Annotated in this window: 16 protein-coding genes, 1 tRNA gene, 1 other RNA gene and 2 pseudogenes; 10 read left to right on the top strand and 10 right to left on the bottom strand. The window is 52.2% G+C overall.

Going from position 1 to position 21,574, the window contains the following annotated elements; genetic code table 11:
- Positions 1–57 precede the first annotated feature (57 nt).
- Both rpiA and serA read left to right on the top strand, forming a co-directional pair.
- On the top strand, positions 58–717 hold the full coding sequence (gene rpiA / locus PT300_12785; GenBank protein MDF7681416.1) for a ribose-5-phosphate isomerase RpiA: 660 nt from the start codon (positions 58–60) through the stop codon (positions 715–717).
- Between the two features lie 390 nt (positions 718–1,107).
- Complete coding sequence (serA, locus tag PT300_12780) at positions 1,108–2,340, top strand: phosphoglycerate dehydrogenase (protein MDF7681415.1); 1,233 nt, start codon at positions 1,108–1,110, stop codon at positions 2,338–2,340.
- A gap of 63 nt (positions 2,341–2,403) precedes the next feature.
- Here serA and PT300_12775 read toward each other — a convergent pair whose 3' ends face one another.
- The 3 genes from PT300_12775 to zapA all read right to left on the bottom strand — a co-directional run bounded on the left by PT300_12775 (position 2,404) and on the right by zapA (position 3,597).
- Positions 2,404–3,000, bottom strand: a complete 597-nt coding sequence (locus tag PT300_12775; GenBank protein MDF7681414.1) for a 5-formyltetrahydrofolate cyclo-ligase — start codon at positions 2,998–3,000, stop codon at positions 2,404–2,406.
- A 42-nt stretch (positions 3,001–3,042) separates the two neighbouring features.
- Positions 3,043–3,226, bottom strand: a non-coding RNA gene (gene ssrS / locus PT300_12770) — 6S RNA.
- A 41-nt stretch (positions 3,227–3,267) separates the two neighbouring features.
- Positions 3,268–3,597, bottom strand: a complete 330-nt coding sequence (gene zapA / locus PT300_12765) for a cell division protein ZapA (protein MDF7681413.1) — start codon at positions 3,595–3,597, stop codon at positions 3,268–3,270.
- 155 nt (positions 3,598–3,752) lie between these two features.
- Here zapA and PT300_12760 point away from each other — a divergent pair, with 155 nt between their 5' ends.
- From PT300_12760 to PT300_12725, 8 genes are all read left to right on the top strand, one after another.
- Positions 3,753–4,331, top strand: coding sequence for a YecA family protein (locus PT300_12760; GenBank protein MDF7681412.1), 579 nt, complete (start codon positions 3,753–3,755; stop codon positions 4,329–4,331).
- 17 nt (positions 4,332–4,348) lie between these two features.
- A complete protein-coding gene (gene pepP / locus PT300_12755) occupies positions 4,349–5,665 on the top strand; it encodes a Xaa-Pro aminopeptidase (protein MDF7681411.1) in 1,317 nt (438 codons plus the stop codon).
- Positions 5,662–6,840, top strand: coding sequence for a 2-octaprenyl-6-methoxyphenyl hydroxylase (ubiH, locus tag PT300_12750; protein ID MDF7681410.1), 1,179 nt, complete (start codon positions 5,662–5,664; stop codon positions 6,838–6,840). The genes pepP and ubiH overlap by 4 nt, the downstream gene beginning before the upstream one ends.
- Positions 6,841–6,852: 12 nt before the next feature.
- Positions 6,853–8,055: an FAD-dependent 2-octaprenylphenol hydroxylase gene (gene ubiI / locus PT300_12745; protein ID MDF7681409.1), complete on the top strand. Its 1,203-nt coding sequence runs from the start codon at positions 6,853–6,855 to the stop codon at positions 8,053–8,055.
- 430 nt (positions 8,056–8,485) lie between these two features.
- The gene (gcvT, locus tag PT300_12740) at positions 8,486–9,604 is read left to right on the top strand and encodes a glycine cleavage system aminomethyltransferase GcvT (GenBank protein ID MDF7681408.1); all 1,119 of its coding nucleotides are present in this window, start codon (positions 8,486–8,488) and stop codon (positions 9,602–9,604) included.
- 3 nt (positions 9,605–9,607) lie between these two features.
- Positions 9,608–9,997: a glycine cleavage system protein GcvH gene (gene gcvH, locus PT300_12735; protein MDF7681407.1), complete on the top strand. Its 390-nt coding sequence runs from the start codon at positions 9,608–9,610 to the stop codon at positions 9,995–9,997.
- Positions 9,998–10,081: 84 nt separating this feature from the next.
- On the top strand, positions 10,082–12,955 hold the full coding sequence (gene gcvP / locus PT300_12730; protein MDF7681406.1) for an aminomethyl-transferring glycine dehydrogenase: 2,874 nt from the start codon (positions 10,082–10,084) through the stop codon (positions 12,953–12,955).
- A 157-nt stretch (positions 12,956–13,112) separates the two neighbouring features.
- Positions 13,113–13,772 (top strand): hemolysin III family protein, encoded by a 660-nt coding sequence (locus PT300_12725; protein ID MDF7681405.1) that lies wholly within the window; start codon positions 13,113–13,115, stop codon positions 13,770–13,772.
- A 31-nt stretch (positions 13,773–13,803) separates the two neighbouring features.
- On the opposite strand, the gene ygfZ is transcribed toward PT300_12725, so the two are convergent.
- The 7 genes and pseudogenes from ygfZ to recJ form a co-directional block, all read right to left on the bottom strand.
- Complete coding sequence (ygfZ, locus tag PT300_12720) at positions 13,804–14,787, bottom strand: tRNA-modifying protein YgfZ (protein ID MDF7681404.1); 984 nt, start codon at positions 14,785–14,787, stop codon at positions 13,804–13,806.
- 163 nt (positions 14,788–14,950) lie between these two features.
- Positions 14,951–16,153, bottom strand: a pseudogene (locus tag PT300_12715) (IS256 family transposase).
- Positions 16,154–16,255: 102 nt separating this feature from the next.
- A pseudogene (locus PT300_12710) lies at positions 16,256–16,699 on the bottom strand (transposase).
- A gap of 242 nt (positions 16,700–16,941) precedes the next feature.
- Positions 16,942–17,015: transfer RNA gene (locus PT300_12705), tRNA-Gly, on the bottom strand.
- Between the two features lie 112 nt (positions 17,016–17,127).
- Positions 17,128–18,645, bottom strand: coding sequence for a lysine--tRNA ligase (gene lysS / locus PT300_12700; protein ID MDF7681403.1), 1,518 nt, complete (start codon positions 18,643–18,645; stop codon positions 17,128–17,130).
- Between the two features lie 9 nt (positions 18,646–18,654).
- A protein-coding gene (gene prfB / locus PT300_12695) for a peptide chain release factor 2 (GenBank protein ID MDF7681402.1) occupies positions 18,655–19,753 on the bottom strand; the annotation gives its coding sequence in 2 pieces (ribosomal slippage) (positions 18,655–19,677 and positions 19,679–19,753; 1,098 coding nt in all).
- 85 nt (positions 19,754–19,838) lie between these two features.
- Entirely contained in the window at positions 19,839–21,572 is a 1,734-nt protein-coding gene (gene recJ, locus PT300_12690) for a single-stranded-DNA-specific exonuclease RecJ (protein ID MDF7681401.1), read from the bottom strand.
- Between the last annotated feature and the right edge of the window lie 2 nt (positions 21,573–21,574).

Genomic DNA, 21,574 nt, shown 5'->3' with positions numbered 1-21,574 from the left:
GTGTCGCCTGGTAGGATGGGCTCTCAGTTATCAATAATCACATTCTGGATCAGGGCCATGACACAAGATGAGCTAAAAAAAACAGTCGGTTGGGCAGCATTACGGTATGTACAACCAGGGACTATTGTGGGAGTGGGGACGGGCTCCACTGCCAGCCATTTTATTGATGCGCTGGGTACGATGAAAATGCAGATTGAAGGTGCGGTTTCCAGCTCAGATGCCTCTACCGAAAAGCTAAAAAGTCTGGGAATACCGGTTTTTGATCTCAACAATATCGATTCCCTAAGTGTTTATGTCGACGGAGCTGACGAAATTAATGATCAGATGCAAATGATTAAAGGCGGCGGGGCGGCATTAACACGTGAAAAAGTGATTGCTTCAGTGGCAGATAAATTTATCTGTATCGTTGATGCCTCTAAACAGGTGCCCATTCTGGGGACGTTTCCTCTGCCGGTCGAAGTGATCCCGATGGCACGGAGTGCGGTAGCGCGTAGCCTGGTAAAATTGGGCGGACGCCCGGAATATCGCCAGGGAGTGATTACCGATAATGGCAACGTGATCCTCGATGTTTATGGCCTCGAAATTCTTGATGCTATCGCGCTGGAAAACGCCATTAACGATATTCCTGGGGTTGTCACCGTTGGCTTATTTGCTAATCGTGGGGCGGACGTGGCACTGATTGGTACCAGGGAAGGGGTGAAGACGGTTATCAAATAGCCGCTATCAGGGAGAGGGAGACTCCCCGATAAAAAATTTTTCCTGCACAATGTCGGTTTTTTCTACTGTATTTTTATAATTCATATAAATATGATATTAAAAATTTCTATTTCCTGATGTTTTATTCTGTTATTCCCTGTTGTGTGAAAATTATTCCTTTGGTCAGGATAAACGCTCATATTGCTGTGCGCATTTTTTTGATATGTTGCAGGCAGGGCTGACATTTCACAGACACAGAAAGTCTGACTCACCAGGGTTCATTGACGGGCTATTTTGCTTTCAGGCAGGGTCTGAACTCGTTAAGTATTCGTGTACGTTGTGGTTTCTGCGCACTGTCCGGGTCAATAACGCCTGGTGAGATAGACGCTCAATCAAAAACAGGACGGGGAAATGGCTAAAGTATCACTGGAAAAAGATAAGATTAAATTTCTGCTGGTTGAAGGTGTACATCAGAAAGCGCTGGAGAGTCTCCGTGCTGCTGGCTATACCAATATTGAGTACCATAAGGGCGCGCTGGACAGCGAAGCGCTGAAAGCATCGATCCGTGATGCGCATTTTATTGGCCTGCGTTCGCGCACCCATCTGACAGAAGAGATCTTTGCGGCCGCAGAAAAACTGGTCGCCGTCGGCTGCTTCTGTATTGGCACCAACCAGGTCGATTTAGATGCCGCAATGAAGCGCGGTATTCCGGTGTTTAACGCCCCTTTCTCCAATACACGCTCGGTAGCGGAATTGGTTATTGGTGAACTGTTGCTGATGTTACGTGGCGTTCCAGCGGCCAACGCCAAAGCGCATCGTGGGGTATGGAACAAACTGGCGGCGGGCAGTTTCGAAGCGCGTGGAAAAATACTGGGTATTATTGGTTATGGTCACATCGGAACACAACTCAGCATTCTGGCGGAATCGCTGGGGATGCGGGTCTGTTTTTATGATATTGAAAGCAAGTTAACCCTCGGTAATGCGACCCAGGTAGCGCAGCTCTCCGATCTCCTGCAAATGAGTGATGTGGTCAGCCTGCATGTACCCGAAAATGCCTCGACGAAAAATATGATCGGCGCAGCAGAGCTGGCGCAGATGAAACCCGGAGCACTACTGATTAATGCGTCCCGTGGCACCGTGGTCGATATTCCGGCGTTATGTGATGCGCTGAAGCGTCAACACCTGGCCGGGGCCGCCATTGATGTATTTCCTGCTGAACCGGCAAGTAACAGCGACCCGTTTGATTCCCCATTATGTGAATTCGACAATGTATTGCTGACGCCACATATTGGCGGTTCTACCCAGGAAGCACAGCAGAATATTGGTCTGGAAGTAGCCGGGAAACTGGTAAAGTATTCTGATAATGGTTCGACACTCTCGGCAGTGAACTTCCCGGAAGTCTCCCTGCCGGTACTGGGTGGGCGTCGTTTACTGCATATTCATGAGAATCGCCCTGGGATACTCACCGCCATTAACCAGATTTTTGCCACTCAGGGGATTAACATTACGGCGCAATATTTGCAAACCTCACCTCAGATAGGTTATGTGGTGGTCGATATTGAAGCGCAGGATGATGTGGCACACCAGGCACTTCAGGCGATGAAAGCGATCCCCGGCACGATCCGTGCGCGATTGCTGTTCTGAAACAGCACGCCAGGCGTTGGGAAAATATCTGTCCGTCTGGCGTCTGAAAAAACAGATGGATTATCACCACTGCCATCGTTTTGTCGGCGTGATCACTGCCGGTAGCGGAACATCCCATTGTGCGGCAGGCAGTGTCGCTACATGCTGACAATCATGAGCATAGCCGACAGGTTGCAGACGATGCTGCTGCCAGTTTTGCAATGTGCGATCATAATAACCGCCCCCCATCCCGAGACGTTGCCCAGCGGCATCAAAAGCGACCAGTGGCACGACGAGCACATCAATGTGACTGAGCGGCACCACATCACGCACGTCCAGTCGTGGTTCGGCAATGGCGAACCGGTTTCTGATCAGTGTGCTGCCGGGATGGTAGCGTAAAAACAACAGCTGTCCCCGGCTGCAGGGATGTAACCGCGGAAGACACACCTGCTTGCCCGCTTGCCAGAGTCGATCGATTAACGGGCTGGTATCCAGCTCACCATCAAAGGAGAGAAACAGCGCGACCGTTTGCGCGGCAACCACCGGCGGATAGGTCATCATACGATCTGCCGCCTGGCGGGAAAATTGTCTCTGCTGTTCTGCTGTTAAAGCGCGCCGACGCTGGCGAATCAGCCGACGAAGTTGCTGGCGTAAAGAGGCGTGAGAGATATCGATGATCATCTGTTTCGCTATCTGGCTGGTCAGCGATAAGAATAAACAGCAGGGATCTCCGGGATGCCGTCGCAGGCTGTAACCCTTGAACCCTTGGTTCAAGGTGAATGAGTCGTCACAGTTTTAAGGCTTCCCGGATAAACCGGGTATGCTCACCAACTGTGTAACGCCCCATTCTGGTGGTATGAAATATCGGCTCAGGGGACTCGCCCGCAAACGAACATCTCAGAGAAATACTGTTATTAAAACAACTTTAACACAATTAAGTAAAAAATGTTATTCAAACTTCGGCTCGGGTCTTTCACTGATCCGGCCTTGTTCCAGTAACGCTTGTTCGATGGTTTGCTGAAGTATCCGGATCCGCTGTTCCATATTGGAAGCGTAATCATCGGTTCTGGCCTTTTCCTGAGCCAGCTCGTAGCTGATATTGAGGGCAGCAATAAAGATCAACTGCTCTGTATTGCTGACGCGGGTACGTTCCTTTAAATCCTGTAACCGTTGATTCAGGTCAGCGGCGGCCTGATTCAGGGCCTCTCTTTGTTCCGGTGGACAATTCACACGCAATGAACGACCAAAAATCTGGAGATCGACGGGTTGTGCAGACATGACACCTTCCTGCTGATTGACTGCGCGGCCTTTACACCAGCCAGAAGGGCTGAATTATGCCACACAATAGTGCTTCCCTGGTGTGCTGTTCTGGTTCACCAGAGCCCAAAGTGATAGCATACCATGAATATTCCTCCTTATGATGATGAATGCGCATGTCTATACAGAATGAAATGCCGGATTACCATGCTGTAGAACAGTTACTCAACCAACAGAACGTCGGATTAACCCCTGCCGAAATGCACGGACTGATAAGCGGAATTTTGTGCGGTGGTAATACAGGCCCTGGCTGGCAATCGCTGGTCTATGATCTGACCAACGAGGGCCTCGCTTTTGGTCATGATCTGGCCGAAGCGCTGCGTCAGATGCATGCCGTCATCAGCAACGAGCTGGAAGATGATGGTTTTTTATTTCAGCTTTATCTGCCGCAGGGGGATAACGTCAGTGTATTTGACCGTGCTGATGCCCTGTCAGGCTGGGTGAATCATTTCCTGCTCGGACTGGGTGTCGTTCAGCCAACCCTCGATAAAGTCAGAGGTGAAGCCGGAGAAGCTATCGCCGACCTGCGCAATATCGCACGCTTAGGTTATGACGAAGATGAAGATCAGGAAGAGCTGGAAATGTCACTGGAAGAGATTATCGAATATGTGCGTGTCGCTGCACTGTTATGCCATGATACCTTTTCACACCAGCCGCCAGCGGTAACGGAAGTTCACAAACCAACATTACATTAAGGATAACCGGGGGCGTCATGATACAACAGGAGTTTCTTTCTCGTCGCCAGGCACTGTTAGCGCAAATGCAGCCTGCCAGTGCCGCGCTGATTTTTGCCGCGCCGGAAGTGGTTCGGAGTGCTGATACCGAATACCCTTACCGGCAAAATAGTGATTTCTGGTACTTCACCGGGTTTAATGAACCGGAAGCCGTACTGGTGTTGATTAAAAGTGATGACAGCCATCATCATAGTGTCCTGTTTAATCGTGTTCGTGACCTGTCATCAGAAATCTGGTTTGGTCGTCGTCTTGGACAGGAGGCGGCTCCGGCAAAGCTGGCCGTCGATCGCGCGCTGGCATTCAGTGAAATTAATCAGCAACTGTTCCAGCTATTGAATGGTCTTGATGCGATTTATTTTGCCCAGGGGCAATACGCCTGGGCGGATGAGATTGTTTTTCAGGCGCTGGAGCGTTTACGTAAAGGCGAACGCCAGAATATGCAGCCCCCTGGGGCGGTGATTGACTGGCGACCCATCGTCCATGAAATGCGGCTGTTTAAATCGCAGGAAGAGTTAAAAGCAATGCGTCGCGCCGGTGAAATCTCTGCGCTGGCTCACACCCGCGCCATGCAAAAATGCCGTCCAGGGATGTTTGAATATCAACTGGAGGGCGAGATCCTCCATGAATTTAACCGCCACGGTGCCCGATTCCCCTCCTATAATACTATCGTCGGTGGTGGCGAAAACGGCTGTATCCTGCATTACACTGAAAATGAGGCCGCATTGCGTGATGGCGATCTGGTGCTGATTGACGCAGGCTGTGAATATGATGGCTACGCGGGTGATATTACCCGCACTTTTCCGGTGAACGGTAAATTCACCCCGGCACAGCGCGAGATTTACGATATTGTGCTGGCGTCGCTGGAAACGGCGCTGGCGCTTTATCGTCCCGGTACCTCGATTCAACAGGTTAATCAGCAGGTGGTGCGTGTTATGGTAAGTGGTCTGGTGCGTCTGGGGATTTTACAGGGCGAAGTTGATGCGCTGATCCAGAACAATGCCCATCGCCCCTATTTTATGCATGGCCTGAGCCACTGGCTGGGGCTCGATGTTCATGATGTCGGTCACTATGAGCGCGAGCGCTCGCGCCTGCTCGCGCCGGGCATGGTGCTGACGGTCGAACCGGGATTATACATCGCCGCCGATGCCGATGTGCCGCCACAATACCGGGGTATTGGTATTCGGATCGAAGATGATATTGTCATCACCGCCGATGGCAACGAAAATCTGACCGCCGGTGTCGTCAAGACGGCGGATGAGATCGAAGCATTAATGGCAGCGGCACAGCGTCCATGAGCGTGCTGATTGTCGGGGGAGGCATGACGGGGGCGACGCTGGCGCTGGCGATTTCTCGCCTGACCGCAGGTCAGTTGCCGGTTCATCTGATTGAAACCGTCTCCCCAGGTGCTGCGCGGCATCCTGGGTTTGACGCCAGAGCCATCGCTCTCGCCAGCGGCACCTGTCAGCAGCTGGCACGGATTGGCCTGTGGCAGGAGCTAGCCGACTGTGCGACGCCGATCGACACCGTCCGGGTCAGTGATCGCGGATATCCCGGTTTTGTGACCCTGCGGGCGCAGGATTACGCCCTGCCCGCGCTCGGGCAGGTGGTTGAGCTCCATGAAGTAGGGCGACGTCTGTTTGCGCAACTGGATGGGGCACCGGGTGTCACGTTGCACTGCCCGGCGACGGTCACGCACGTCAACCGCCGTCCCCAGGATGTCGGGCTGACACTGGATAACGGCGAAACCCTGAGCGGGCAGTTGCTGGTCGCGGCGGATGGATCACAGTCAGCACTGGGTGCGCGCTGTGGTATCAACTGGCAACAGCAGGAATATGAGCAACTGGCGATCATTGCCAATATCAGCACCGCCTTGCCGCACCAGGGCGCGGCGTTTGAGCGTTTTACTGAACAGGGGCCCCTGGCGATGTTGCCGATGTCACAAGGCCGTTGTTCACTGGTATGGTGTCACTCCCGCTCACACTATGATGAGGTACAGAGCTGGTCGGATAACCAGTTCTGCCATCAACTGCAACGCGCCTTCGGCTGGCGGCTGGGGCGTATCACACATGCTGGAAAACGCAGCGTATATCCTCTTGCGCTCACCCGCGCTGAACGGATCATCTCACATCGTCTGGTGCTGGTGGGCAATGCGGCACAGACCCTGCATCCTGTCGCCGGTCAGGGTTTTAATCTTGGCTTGCGGGATGTGATGAGCCTGGCGGAAACCCTGGCGGCCGCACATGTCGAAGGCCATGATCCCGGTGATCATGCGCTGCTTTGTCGCTATCAGGCACGACGGGCGGCGGATAAAACCGCCACGATAGCGATGACCGATGGTCTGGTGCATCTCTTTGCCAATTACTGGCTGCCGCTGGTCGCGGGACGTAATCTTGCGATGATGGCGATGAGCTTGTTTCCCCCGGCGCGCCATGCGCTGGCCCGGCGTGCGCTCGGCTGGGTATCACGTTAAGGAGTATTCAGGATGCAAAGTGTTGATGTCGCGATTGTCGGCGGCGGTATGACCGGGCTGGCCATTGCCTGTGGACTGCAGGGGAGTGGCTTAAACGTTGCGCTTATCGAACAGACGCCCCCACCGCCTTGCGATATGGCGTCGCCCCCGGCATTGCGTGTCTCGGCGATCAATGCCGCCAGCGAGAAATTACTGGCTAAACTGGAGGTCTGGCACGACATTATCACCCAGCGAGCGAGCTGCTATCACGGCATCGAAGTATGGGATAAAGACAGTTTTGGCCGGATAAGTTTTGATGCCCAGAGTATCGGCCTTAGTCACCTCGGCTATATTATTGAAAATAATATTATTACTGCGGCGTTATGGCAAAAAGCACAACACTGTCGCGATATCACTTTACTGGCACCGGCACAACTGAAACAGGTGATCTGGGGAGAAAACGACGTTTTTCTCACCCTGGAGGATGGCACCATGCTGACAGCGAGGCTGGTGATTGGTACTGACGGCGCTCACTCCTGGTTACGTGATAAAGCCGATATTCCGCTGATATTCTGGAATTATCGCCATCATGCCCTGGTCGCTACGGTGCGTAGTGAAGAAGCCCATCAGGCGATTGCCCGTCAGGTGTTCCACGGTGATGGCATTCTGGCGTTGCTGCCGTTGAGTGATCCCCATCTGTGTTCTGTGGTCTGGTCATTACCCCCCCAGCAGGCGCAGCGGCTGCAACAGGTGACGGAAAGTGACTTTAACCGCGCATTGAGCCTGGCGTTCGATAACCGCTATGGTGCCTGTCAGGTGATCAGTGAACGCCAGGCCTTCCCGTTGATTGGCCGCTATGCCCGCCAGTTTGCGGCTCATCGTCTGGCACTGGCAGGTGATGCGGCGCACACCATCCACCCACTGGCTGGTCAGGGAGTTAATCTCGGTTTTATGGATGCCGCAGAACTGATTGCCGAATTAAAACGTCTGCATCGCCAGGGGAAAGATATTGGTCAGTATTTGTATCTGCGTCGTTATGAACGGCGTCGCAAACACAGTGCTGCCTTGATGCTGGCCGGGATGCAGGGTTTTCAGGATCTGTTTTCTGGTGTGCATCCAGTGAAGAAATTAATCCGTGATGTCGGACTGGCGCTGACGGACAAAATTCCGGCTGCTAAATCACAACTCATTCGCCAGGCGATGGGACTCAACACGCTTCCTGACTGGTTGCGCTAAATATAGCGTCATCTTACCCGGCTTTTTGCCGGGCTTAACGTCTGATGAGCCAGGTAGTTATTCTTTCACTGGCAATAAATTGATTGCTATTATTTTCTCATATTAGTTTTATTTATCTTTTTCTTATTTTAGTGACCGGAACGGCTTTTTTGTGGGCTAACGAAATAATAAACTATTTATTTAATGTATATTGTTTTTTTATAAAGTAACACGTTAATTTAATAGCATATTTATCTGAATAAGTATTGTTTGTTTTAATGATTGCGCAGGATAATACCCTGGTCCTGTTGATGGTCTGGTCACCGATTCAATGGTAAGTTCAGCAGGAAGACGATGAGGGTATACAGTGCGTCTGGTCATGCCAGAAAGCGCCTGTCGCATCGTTCGCCACGGTAGATATCTATTTCATTCGTGATTTGATGAGGTAAAGATGGCTCAACAGACTCCGCTTTATCAACAACACCAGCTATGCGGGGCTCGCATGGTCGATTTTCATGGCTGGATGATGCCCCTCCATTATGGTTCCCAGATAGATGAGCACCATGCCGTGCGGCGCGATGCTGGCATGTTTGATGTTTCGCACATGACGATCATTGATTTTCATGGCTGTCGTAGCCGTGATTTCCTGCGCTATTTGCTGGCGAATGATGCTGCGAAACTGACGGTGCCCGGCAAAGCACTCTATAGCGCGATGCTGAACGCTTCTGCCAACGTCATTGATGATCTCATTGTCTACTACCTGACGGAAGACGATTTCCGGATGGTGGTGAACTCGGCGACACGAGAAAAAGATCTGAGCTGGATCCGTCAGCAGGCGCAGCCTTATGGCCTTGAGATAACGGTTCGTGATGATCTTGCTCTTATCGCCGTACAGGGGCCGCAGGCAAAAGAAAAAACCGCCACTCTGCTGAGCGCCGCACAGCGCCAGGCGGTCGCGGAAATGAAACCGTTTTTTGGCCAGCAGTGTGGTGATCTCTTTATTGCCACCACTGGCTATACCGGTGAAAGCGGATATGAAATTGCCCTGCCGAACGATCAGGCGGTCGCTTTGTGGCAGGGTTTGCAGGCCGCAGGGGTCAAACCGTGTGGCCTGGCTGCCCGCGATACCCTGCGGCTGGAAGCCGGGATGAATCTGTATGGCCAGGAGATGGACGAAAGCATCTCGCCGCTGGCCGCCAATATGGGCTGGACAATCGCCTGGCAACCGGAAGACCGCTCGTTTATCGGTCGTAACGCACTGGAGTTAGAGCGTGAAAAAGGCACTGAAAAACTGGTCGGACTGATCATGACCGCAAAGGGTGTATTACGCAGCGGGCAGGTGGTACGTTTTACCACCGCCGCCGGTGAGCAAAAAACTGGCGTCATTACCAGTGGTACATTCTCTCCCACGCTCGGTTACGGTATTGCCCTTGCACGGGTGCCTGACGATATCGGTGACCACGCGGTTGTACAGATACGTAACCGCGAAGTGCCGGTAAAAGTGACAAAACCTGTTTTTGTACGCAACGGTAAAGCCGTTGTGTCATTTTCCCCTCTGACTGGAGATTAATCGATGAACAACATCCCTGCGGAACTGAAATACAGCAAAGAACATGAATGGCTACGTAAAGAGGCGGACGGGACCTACACCGTTGGGATCACCGATCATGCTCAGGCGTTGCTTGGGGATATGGTTTTCGTCGAATTACCGGCGGTTGGAACCGTGGTGGCCATCGGTGATGACTGCGCGGTGGCCGAATCGGTCAAAGCGGCTTCTGATATTTATGCGCCGATCAGTGGCGAGATTATCGCCATTAATGAAGCGTTAAATGATGCACCGGAGCAGGTCAACGACAACCCTTACAGCGAAGGATGGATTTTTAAAATCAAAGCCAGTGATGAAGCGCAGGTGGCCACATTGCTGGATGCGCATGCCTATGCAAGCCTGGTGGAAGAAGAGTAGGCGTGACTTGCCATCCCTCCGCTGCCAGTCGGTTATCCGCTGAATGGCAGTCAGTACGTTGACGATATTCAGGAGTACTCGCGTATGACATCAACATTAGGCCAGCTGGAAAACCATGACGCTTTTATTGACCGTCATATTGGCCCGACGCCCCGGCAGCAACAGACGATGCTGGATGTGGTGGGGGCGGATTCACTGGATACACTGACGCAGCAGATTGTGCCGCAGGATATTCAACTGCCGGCACTGCCGAATATACCGCAAGCGATAAGTGAATTTGCCGCTCTGGCTGAGTTACGCGCTATCGCGAAGCGTAATCAGTGTTTTAAATCATACATCGGCATGGGCTACAGCGCGGTACAGCTACCGCCGGTGATCCAGCGTAATTTGCTGGAAAATCCGGGCTGGTATACCGCCTATACCCCTTATCAGGCAGAAGTTTCCCAGGGGCGCCTGGAAGCGCTGCTCAATTTCCAGCAGCTGACTATCGATCTGACAGGACAGGATATTGCCTCCGCCTCCTTGCTGGATGAGGCGACGGCCGCCGCGGAAGCGATGGCGATGGCGAAACGGATCAGCAAACTGAAAAACGCCAGCCATTTCTTTGTGGCGGCGGATGTGCATCCGCAGGTACTGGATGTGGTACGTACCCGTGCACGCACCTATGGTTTCGGGCTGATCGTTGATGAAGCGCATAAAGCGCTGGATCATGAGGATATCTTCGGGGTGCTGCTACAACAGGTGGGGACGACCGGTGAACTCCGTGATGACACCGATCTTATCGGCGCACTCAAGGCACGGCAGATTATTGTCACGGTCGCCGCCGATATCATGGCGCTGGTGTTATTAACCGCCCCAGGCAAGCAGGGCGCGGATATTGTCTTCGGCTCGGCACAGCGTTTCGGTGTCCCGATGGGTTACGGTGGGCCACATGCCGCGTTCTTTGCCACCAAAGATGAATTTAAACGTGCCATGCCGGGGCGTATTATCGGTGTGTCGCGGGATGCGGCAGGAAACAGCGCGTTGCGCATGGCGATGCAGACGCGCGAACAGCATATCCGCCGCGAAAAAGCAAATTCCAATATCTGTACCTCACAGGTATTACTGGCCATGATCGCCAGTTTTTATGCGGTATATCACGGGCCTGATGGCCTGAGAGATATCGCCAGTCGCATCCATCGACTGTGCGATATCCTCGCCGCCTCTGTGCAGCAAAAAGGGCTGAAGTTACGCTATACACACTATTTCGACACCCTGTGTGTCGAAGTCGCCGATAAACCCGCTGTGCTGGCGCGGGCCGCGGCGCGAAAGATCAATCTGCGCAGTGATATCGATAACGCGGTCGGTATCACACTGGATGAAACCACGACCCGTGACGATATTCAGACCCTGTGGTATGTCATCACCGGTGACGATCAGTCGCTGGCGATCGATACACTGGATAAAGCGGTGATGGAGGATAGCGCATCGATCCCGCCCGCCATGTGGCGCGACTCGCCGATCCTCGAACATCCGGTATTCCATCGCTATCATAGTGAAACCGCCATGATGCGCTATATGCACACCCTGGAGCGTAAAGATCTGGCACTCAATCAGGCGATGATCCCGCTGGGCTCCTGCACCATGAAGCTCAATGCGGCGGCAGAAATGATCCCCATCACCTGGCCTGAATTTGCCGATCTGCACCCGTTCTGTCCGCCGGAGCAGGCGGAGGGTTATCAGCAGATGCTCAGCCAGCTGGCAACGTGGCTGAGCAGATTAACCGGCTATGATGCCGTGAGTATGCAGCCAAATTCCGGCGCCCAGGGGGAGTATGCTGGTCTGCTGGCGATCCGTCGTTACCATGAGAGCCGCCAGCAGGCACAACGCGATATCTGTCTGATCCCGGCCTCGGCGCACGGCACGAATCCGGCCTCGGCATATATGGCGGGAATGCAGGTAGTGGTGGTAGCGTGTGATAAAAATGGCAATATTGATCTCGCCGATCTGCAGCTGAAAGCGGAACAGGCCGCAGAGCGCCTCGCCTGTATTATAGTGACCTATCCGTCAACCCATGGGGTATATGAAGAGGCTATCCGCGATGTCTGCGCGGTGATACATCAGGCGGGAGGGCAGGTCTATCTTGATGGTGCCAATATGAATGCCCAGGTCGGTATGACCTCACCAGGATTTATTGGCGCTGATGTCTCGCATTTTAATCTGCATAAAACCTTCAGCATCCCACATGGCGGTGGTGGCCCAGGGGTCGGGCCGGTGGCGGTCAAAGCGCATCTGGCTCCATTCCTGCCAGGCCATAGCGTGGTACAAATCGACAACATGCTCACCCGCCAGGGTGCCGTTTCAGCCGCCCCTTTCGGCAGCGCTTCGATTTTGCCGATTAGCTGGATGTATATCCGGATGATGGGCGCACAGGGGCTGAAACGCGCCAGTCAGGTGGCTATCCTGAATGCCAATTATATCGCCACACGCTTACAGGCGGCTTATCCGGTGCTCTACAGCGGGCGCGGGGGGCGTGTGGCGCACGAATGTATTCTTGATATCCGTCCGTTAAAAGCGCAGAGTGGCATCAGTGAGCTGGATATTGCCAAACGGCTGATTGACTTTGGTTTTCATGCCCCCACCATGTCCTTCCCGGTGGCCGGAACCCTGATGGTGGAGCCCACTGAATCAGAAGATAAAACCGAACTGGATCGTTTTATCAACGCCATGTTGATGATCCGTGATGAAATTTCGCGTGTGGAAGCAGGGGAGTGGCCGCAGGATGATAATCCGCTGGTGAATGCGCCACATACTCAATGGGAACTGGCGGCAGCATGGCATCATCCCTACTCCCGTGAACAGGCGGCATTCCCGGCAGGAAGCGTCAATAAATACTGGTCGACGGTGAAACGGGTGGATGATGTTTATGGCGATCGCCATCTGTTTTGCCGCTGTGTACCAGAGAGTGAAGATTCCTGACGGCAGGTCGGGCCTGAGGTTAAAATCTTAACCCAGGCCCTGATGTGGTGATTGACGGGCGGACGGGGGGTATTCAGGAGAATAACGCGGTACTGACACGATCCTCCGTTACGTTCAATAAGCGCATGGGCAGCATGATTTATTTGCGGAGATAAATATGGTTCACCAGCCGTTAATCAGCCACAGCTATTCGCTGGCAGAAGAGATCGCGAACAGCGTCACTCATGGCATTGGCCTGTTATTGAGCATTGTCGGCCTGGTTCTCCTGCTGACACAGGCGACGAATCATCACGCCAGTGTGGCGGCCATCACAAGTTATGCCCTGTATGGTAGCAGCATGATTGCGCTGTTTCTGGCTTCCACGCTCTACCATGCAATTCCCTCCCCAAAAGCCAAACAGTGGCTGAAGAAATGTGACCATTGTGCTATCTATCTGTTGATTGCTGGCACCTATACCCCTTTTTTGCTGGTGGGACTCAATTCAACCCTGGCGCGGGTGCTGCTGATTATCATCTGGAGTCTGGCGCTGGCCGGTATTTTATTTAAGCTGACCATTGGCCATCGTTTTAAAACCCTCTCTCTGGCGACCTATCTTCTGATGGGCTGGCTGTCGTTGATTGTTATCTATCAGCTGACGATAAAGCTGGCAAGCGGTGGGGTGATCTTACTGGCGGCAGGTGGGGTGATTTATTCACTGGGGGTTATTTTTTATGTCTGCAAGCGGATCCCTTACAACCATGCCATCTGGCATGGTTTTGTGCTGGGGGGAAGCATCTGCCATTTTCTGGCAATCTATCTGTATGTCGGGCCGCTTTAAGCGTTTTGCCGTGTACACTGAGGCCAGACTCTTAATCTGTCGGCAGGGAGTAGGACAGCGGGGTGATACGCAATTCACCGGCATCATCACAGACACGAAACTGGCTCTCCGGTGCGATATCACGGCTCATAACAGCCTGCAGAATCAGATGTCCGTCATCCCGTTGTACCGCTGCCAGTACGGTGCCGGTACGACGCCAGTTCTCTCCGGTTTTTAACTCCAGCGCTTCTCCGGGGGCGGGAAGACGATCAGCATGACCGATCAGCGACCATAACGCCCGCTTATTGGCACCGCGAAATTTCGCGCGGGCAACCATCTCTTGTCCGGTATAGCAGCCCTTTTTAAAACTGATCCCACCCAGTGCCTGCAAATTAGTAGCTTGTGGGAGAAATTGCCCACTATTGACATCATCGATGATCGGCAACCCCGCTTCGATATCTAACGCCAGCCACTGGGCACTGGTTTTTATCTGCGCCTGGCCATGTAACGCGCTGTGTACCCGCTCAGCGGTTGGCGCATCGGTGACCAGCAGAAAACGCTCCTGCGGTGCGTCGAACCATAACAAACTGGTGGCTCCGTCAGTGACCAGCGGTTTATCAGAGTCTGGAAGCTGGCGAAACAACGGCGCGAGGGCATTCCGCGCCTGCAGACCCGCTACGCCGAGCAGGATATGTTCATCATCAGCGGCAATCGTGACCTTAGAAAAGACAGCATATTTTTTGAGTTCGGCTAACTGTATTTCCCGCAGATTGCGGCGCTCCAGCCAGGCGAATCCTCCCTGACGACGGAACAGCCGCAGATTGCTCCACATTTTTCCTTTGGCGTCACAGTGCGCGGCGAGCAGGTGCTGATCCTCGCTCAGGGCAGGAATATCGGCAGTCACTTGTCCCTGTAAATATTTTTCATCATCCGGGCCGCTTATGGTCGCCAGTGCCCAGTCATCCAGGCGCATTAAGGTGAGAGGCAGATGGGCCGAAGGCGAGGGCTGAGACGAGGAAAAAGAGGTAAAAGCCATAATCATATCCTGAAGCGTTGAGCGCAAAGTGTGCCTAATGGTAAAAGAGCCTGAAGGTAATGCAAGTGCTTTTCATTAATGCGACAAGCAATAGCAGAAAGTACATCAACGGCATACAACACATTTTTGACTCTGTAAATCATTCTGTGTAACTGCCACCGTATTAAAGGTGCCCGCTCAGGCGATCACCAAACTCAATAATAAAACGACTCATTGCCAGTCGCCAGTTCTGGATCGGCATACTCCATTTTTTTGAGGCTGACTGGATTGCCAGATAAATCACTTTCCGTACCGAGTCGTCTGTCGGGAACATCTTTCGTTTCTTTATCGCCTGACGGATCACACTGTTCAGCGATTCAATGGCATTGGTGGTGTAGATGACTTTGCGGATATCGGGCGGATAACCGAAGAACGTATTGAGATTTTCCCAGTGCGCACGCCAGCTCTTACTGATTTGTGGGTATTTCTCATCCCATTCGCTGGCAAACTTATCCAGTGCCATCAGTGCCGCTTCCTCTGTGGCGGCCTGATACACCGCTTTCAGCCCGCCAGTAACGGCTTTGTAGTCCTTCCACGATACGTATTTCAGACTGTTGCGTACCATGTGAATGATGCACAACTGGACATGGGTCTGCGGGTAAACACTGTTGATGGCATCCGGAAAGCCCTTCAGGCCGTCCACACAGGCAATCAGGACCCCGGTTTTTCAGCTCTGTCAGGACACTGAGCCAGAATTTTGCCCCTTCGTTTTCGGCCAGCCACATACCCGGCAGTTCCTTATGACCTGAGGTATTAATACCCAGCGCGAGGAACACGGCTTTGTTAATCACGCTGCCATTATGACGGACTTTTATGAAAATACAGTCAAGGTAAACAATGGGATACAGGGCATCCAGCGGGCGATTTTGCCATTCGATAACCTGTTCTTTTACCGCATCAGTGACTTTAGATATCAGAGTGGGTGATACATCCGCATCATACATTTCCTTAAATGTATCAACGATTTCACGTATGGTCATGCCTCTGGCATACAGGGACAAAATCTGGCTGTCCATCTGTGTGATACGGGTCTGGTTCTTCTTAATAAGCTGAGGTTCAAAGGTATTTTCGCGGTCACGTGGCGTACTGATTTCAATCTGGCCATCGTCGCAAAGCAGGGTTTTAGACGAGTAGCCATTGCGGGTATTTGTGCCTGATTTTCTGGTGTTTTTATCATACCCGAGGTGCTCAGTTAACTCCGCATTGCATTGAGCGCTGTTTCGACGGTCAGCTTCGTTAGCATCCGGGTAAACTGACTGAGGTCAGCTTCAGTTTTCAGGTTTTTGGCCAGTTCAGTTGCCAGTGTTCTGAGTTTTTTTTCGTCCATAATTTACCTGCCTCTGTTGTTGCAGTGAAGATATCAAAAACAGGCAGATACACAATTTAAATTACAGGCTCCCCCGTCCGTTTCCCCGTAGTAATCCCTGAGCTTTTTTCGCAGTACCAGTATCGCTGCCGCCTCCGCCAGAGCTTTCTCCTTACGCACCAGCTCTCTCTTCAGTTGTTTAATCTCTTTCTGGCTCTGCTTCAGGGCTGCTTTATCTTCCGGTGCGGAAGTCTGTAAAAAAGCCTGCTTCCACTGAATAATCTGTTCCGGATAAAGGCCTTTTTTACGGCAGTATTCTGCCACTTCAGCCTCACTGAGTGTGGCGGTTTCGACTATCACGGCAAAGCGTGCTTCTGCTGACCACTGGTCGGTTGTTTTCTCTGCGCCGGGCACGGGCTTCCCCTCTGATTTGGCCTGATTACGCCAGTTACAGAGGGTAGCTTCGGATATTCCTTCCATTTGTGCAACAGTGGAAACCGACATGTTGTAGGGGGGCAATAATTTAGCCAGTATCGCTGCTTTACGTTCAGGGGAAATACGTTTCATTTGTCACTCCATGCCCTCAGACTGATTTTTCAGAGGGGGTGACAACTATCCTGACACTGAGGGCTCTGAAATTTCCTTGTGTGTATAGCTTTAGAGTGTATAAGAAATTCTTTACACATTTCTATACAACATCATAGATTGATTTGGGGTAATCCGGGTTGAGTTCAGTTGACAAATAAATGCAAAAAAAACCGTTAAATCATGAGATAGTTGAATTATGTGGAGTTCTGGAGAGTTGAAAATGGAGCGGGCGAAGGGAATCGAACCCTCGTATAGAGCTTGGGAAGCTCTCGTTCTACCATTGAACTACGCCCGCTTTAAGATGCGCAGAGATTATAAACCTTGCGCATCGTCTTACAAGGGGGGAGGATGCTAATTGCTGATAAAATAAACCGTTAGCTGATCGTCATCCTCCGTTGTGACGGTAATTATTTTACCGGACGCATCACCGGGAACAGGATAACATCACGAATAGTATGGCTGTTAGTAAACAACATCACCATCCGGTCAATACCAACACCTAAACCTGCGGTGGGTGGCAGGCCGTGTTCCAGTGCCGTCACGTAGTCTTCGTCATAGAACATCGCTTCATCATCACCGGCCGCTTTCGCGTTCACCTGTTGCTGGAAACGCTGAGCCTGATCTTCCGCATCATTCAGTTCGCTGAAACCATTACCAATTTCACGGCCACCGATAAAGAATTCAAAGCGATCCGTAATTTCCGGGTTTTGATCATTACGACGCGCCAGTGGCGAGACTTCCGCAGGATATTCGGTGATAAACGTCGGCTGAATCAGATGCGCTTCTGCCACTTCCTCAAATATTTCAGTTACGATACGGCCCAATCCCCAGCTTTTTTCTACTTTAATGCCGATCTCGTCAGCAATCGCTTTTGCGGCATTAAAGTTATCCAGATCAACCATATTGGTTTGCGGACGATATTTTTTGATCGCCTCGCGCATCGTCAGCTTTTCAAATGGCTGACCAAAATCAAAGACCGCATCACCATAAGGCACTTCTGTTTTGCCCAGAACTTCCTGTGCAATTGTCCGGAATAATGATTCTGTCAGTTCGATTAAATCCTTATAGTCTGCATATGCCATATACAGTTCCATCATGGTAAATTCAGGATTATGGCGGACAGAGATCCCTTCATTACGGAAGTTACGATTGATCTCAAACACCCGTTCAAATCCCCCGACCACCAGCCGCTTGAGATAAAGCTCCGGCGCGATACGCAGATACATATCCAGATCCAGCGCATTATGATGGGTGATAAACGGACGCGCAGAGGCCCCTCCTGGGATAACCTGCATCATCGGGGTTTCCACTTCCATAAAATCACGATCCACCATGAATTTACGGATAGCGGCCAGAATGCGCGAGCGTACTTTAAAAGTGTGGCGCGACTCGTCATTGGCAATCAGATCGAGGTAACGCTGACGATAGCGCGCTTCCTGATCCTGCAAACCATGAAATTTATCCGGCAGGGGACGCAGTGCTTTGGTCAGCAGGCGCAGTTCGCTGCAGTGAATAGTCAGTTCGCCAGTTTTGGTTTTGAAGAGTTTCCCTTTGGCGCCAATGATGTCGCCAAGATCCCACTTTTTAAACTGATCCTGATAAACACCTTGCGCTAAATCGTCACGGGCAACATATAGCTGAATACGTCCGCCAACATCCTGTAGTGTTACGAATGAGGCTTTTCCCATAATACGGCGCGTCATCATGCGACCGGCCACGGAAACCTCAATATTCAGCGCCTCAAGTTGCGCACTGTCTTTGTCGTCAAAATCGGTGTGCAGCTGGTCAGAGGTATGATCACGGCGAAAATCGTTCGGAAACGGAATACCTTGTTCACGTAACTGTGCCAGCTTTTCACGCCGGTTTTGTAGTTCATTATTCAGGTCAATTGCTGTGTCATCGCCCTGCCGGTGTTGTTCAGACATGTTTGCTCCTCATAACCCTGCTTTTAAACTTGCTTCGATAAATTGATCCAGACTGCCGTCCAGCACTGCCTGAGTGTTGCGGGTTTCCACCCCGGTACGCAGATCTTTGATACGGGAATCATCCAGGACATAAGAACGGATCTGACTGCCCCAGCCAATATCAGATTTATTCTCTTCTACCGCTTGCTTTTCGGCATTTTTTTTCTGCATTTCCAGTTCATACAGTTTCGCTTTCAACTGCTTCATGGCCTGGTCTTTATTTTTGTGCTGCGAGCGATCATTCTGACACTGAGTCACTATCCCGGTGGGAACGTGGGTAATACGTACCGCAGACTCGGTACGGTTAACGTGCTGTCCCCCGGCACCCGAGGCACGGTAAACGTCAATCCGCAAATCCGCTGGGTTGATCTCAATATCAATGTCGTCGTCCACTTCGGGATAGACAAATGCAGAACTAAAGGATGTGTGACGGCGACCACCGGAGTCAAAGGGGCTCTTGCGTACCAGGCGATGAACGCCAGTTTCGGTACGTAACCAGCCATAGGCGTAATCTCCGGTGATTTTAATGGTCACCGATTTAATGCCTGCCACTTCACCTTCGGATTCTTCGATAATTTCAGTTTTGAAACCGCGACCCTCTGCCCAGCGAAGATACATGCGCTCCAGCATACTGGCCCAGTCCTGCGCTTCAGTTCCCCCCGAACCGGCCTGAATATCGAGATAACAATCGGCACTGTCATATTCACCGGAGAACATGCGGCGAAATTCAAGTTGCGCCAGTTTCTCTTCCAGGCTATCCAGTTCAGCAATAGCTTCGTTGAAAGTTTCTTCGTCGTCGGCTTCGATAGCCAGCTCCAGTAATCCGGAAACATCTTCCAGCCCCTGAGCAAGATGATCAAAAGTAGTGACGATAGTCTCCAGGGAAGCGCGCTCTTTGCCGAGCGCTTGTGCCCGCTCAGGGCTGTTCCAGACATCGGGCTGCTCCAGTTCGGCGCTGACCTCTTCTAAACGTTCTTTCTTCGCATCGTAGTCAAAGATACCCCCTGAGAACAGCAGCGCGTTCAGTGAGATCCTCAATACGGTTTTTTACCGGATTTATTTCAAACATGATCGGTTTCTTTTAATGGATTAGTCAAAAAACGGAAATAAGAGTGAAATTCTACCGGATCTGCACCCTTATTTATACAAAGTTGTTAATCTGGCCACAGATGGTCGATGATCAATTGCAGCGCACATTGTCCACGAAACTCATTGATATCGAGTTTATACACCAGCGTGACTTCGCGCACGCTCTGATCAGGCCAGAGCGTGGTATCGACATTAAACGCGATGCCATCCAGTAACGGCCCGCCCTCCACCGGTTCGACCAGCACCTTGAGATGACGTTCCCCCACCAGGCGTTGCTGCAACAGGCGAAAACGGCCATCAAACAGCGGCTCCGGGAACATTTGTCCCCACGGCCCCGCTTCCCGTAGCATATGAGCCACTTCGATGTTCAGATCCGCCGCTTGCAGTGAGCCATCAGACACCACTTCCCCTTTCAGCAACGCCGGGTCCAGCCACTCGCTGACCAGCGCGGCAAAACAGTGCTGAAATTGATCAAAGCGCGCCTCTTCCAGCGATAATCCCGCCGCCATCGCATGGCCGCCAAATTTTATTATTAACCCCGGATTGAGCGTATCAAGGCGTTCGAGGAGATCGCGCATATGCAGCCCAGGAACAGAGCGCCCGGATCCTTTTAACAGCCCGTCGCCAGAAGGGGCAAAGGCAATCACCGGGCGATGAAAACGCTCTTTGATCCGCGAGGCCAGAATACCGACCACCCCCTGATGCCACTGAGCATGATAGATAGCCAACCCTGCTGGCAGGGTGTTTTCGCGGCGTTCAAGCTGCTGACATAGTGATAACGCCTCAGCCTGCATGCCCTGTTCTATCTCTTTGCGGGTCTGATTGAGGGCATCCAGTTCGTTCGCCAGCATGCGCGCTTCACCAATGTTATCGCACAGCAGCAACGCCACACCGACAGACATATCATCCAGCCTGCCCGCCGCATTCAGCCGGGGCCCCAGCGCGAAGCCCAGATCGCTGGCTACCAGTCTATGCGGATCTCGTCTGGCGACTTCCAGCAACGCCTTAATCCCCGGGCGGCACTTTTCCGCTCTGATCCGACTTAATCCCTGCCAGGTGAGGATCCGGTTATTGGTATCCAGCGGCACTACATCGGCAACGGTTCCCAGTGCGACCAGATCGAGAAATTCAGCCAGATTAGGTTCCGTGATCCCCTGGCTGGCAAACCAGTTTTTATCACGCAGGAAAGCACGCAGCGCCAGCATCAGATAGAATGCCACGCCGACACCGGCGAGCGATTTTGACGGAAAATCACAATCACGCAGATTCGGATTGATGATTGCCGCTGCCGCGGGCACTGTTTCGCCCGGTAAATGATGATCGGTAATCAGTACCGGAATCGATAGCTCACTGGCCCGCTCAACACCGGCATGTGATGAGATGCCATTATCGACGGTCATAATCATCTGTGCGCCACGGTTATGGGCCTGGTCGACCACTTCAGGGCTCAAACCATAACCATCGTCAAAACGGTTCGGTACCAGATAAGAGACATTTTTGTAGCCCAGCGCCTGCAATGCCAGTACGCTCAGGGCGGTGCTGGTGGCACCATCGGCATCAAAATCACCGACGATAACAATATGCCATTGTTGCTGAAAAGCGTCATACAGTAATGCCAGTGCTTTTTCGATGCCCGTCAGCTGTGTCCACGACAACATGCCCTTAACACTACGTTCCAGTTCTTGTGCACTCTTCACCCCACGACTGGCATACAGACGTCGCAATAACGGTGGCAGGCTGTCGGGCAGAGACACCTCTGCCATCACCTCACGGCGGCGTAGTTTTCTCTGTGATTTCACGC

The organism is Enterobacteriaceae bacterium ESL0689, assembly GCA_029433525.1.
GTDB lineage: Bacteria > Pseudomonadota > Gammaproteobacteria > Enterobacterales > Enterobacteriaceae > JAQTIF01.
The sequence above is the reverse complement of the archived record's forward strand: the minus strand, read 5'-3'. Positions and strand labels throughout refer to the sequence as shown.

What these genes read in the sequence shown, in the direction of transcription:
- rpiA (MDF7681416.1), top strand. Translation starts at nt 58, where the DNA reads ATGACACAAGATGAGCTAAAAAAAACAGTCGGTTGGGCAGCATTACGG.
- serA (MDF7681415.1), top strand. Translation starts at nt 1,108, where the DNA reads ATGGCTAAAGTATCACTGGAAAAAGATAAGATTAAATTTCTGCTGGTT.
- PT300_12775 (MDF7681414.1), bottom strand. Translation starts at nt 3,000, where the DNA reads ATGATCATCGATATCTCTCACGCCTCTTTACGCCAGCAACTTCGTCGG.
- zapA (MDF7681413.1), bottom strand. Translation starts at nt 3,597, where the DNA reads ATGTCTGCACAACCCGTCGATCTCCAGATTTTTGGTCGTTCATTGCGT.
- PT300_12760 (MDF7681412.1), top strand. Translation starts at nt 3,753, where the DNA reads ATGTCTATACAGAATGAAATGCCGGATTACCATGCTGTAGAACAGTTA.
- pepP (MDF7681411.1), top strand. Translation starts at nt 4,349, where the DNA reads ATGATACAACAGGAGTTTCTTTCTCGTCGCCAGGCACTGTTAGCGCAA.
- ubiH (MDF7681410.1), top strand. Translation starts at nt 5,662, where the DNA reads ATGAGCGTGCTGATTGTCGGGGGAGGCATGACGGGGGCGACGCTGGCG.
- ubiI (MDF7681409.1), top strand. Translation starts at nt 6,853, where the DNA reads ATGCAAAGTGTTGATGTCGCGATTGTCGGCGGCGGTATGACCGGGCTG.
- gcvT (MDF7681408.1), top strand. Translation starts at nt 8,486, where the DNA reads ATGGCTCAACAGACTCCGCTTTATCAACAACACCAGCTATGCGGGGCT.
- gcvH (MDF7681407.1), top strand. Translation starts at nt 9,608, where the DNA reads ATGAACAACATCCCTGCGGAACTGAAATACAGCAAAGAACATGAATGG.
- gcvP (MDF7681406.1), top strand. Translation starts at nt 10,082, where the DNA reads ATGACATCAACATTAGGCCAGCTGGAAAACCATGACGCTTTTATTGAC.
- PT300_12725 (MDF7681405.1), top strand. Translation starts at nt 13,113, where the DNA reads ATGGTTCACCAGCCGTTAATCAGCCACAGCTATTCGCTGGCAGAAGAG.
- ygfZ (MDF7681404.1), bottom strand. Translation starts at nt 14,787, where the DNA reads ATGGCTTTTACCTCTTTTTCCTCGTCTCAGCCCTCGCCTTCGGCCCAT.
- lysS (MDF7681403.1), bottom strand. Translation starts at nt 18,645, where the DNA reads ATGTCTGAACAACACCGGCAGGGCGATGACACAGCAATTGACCTGAAT.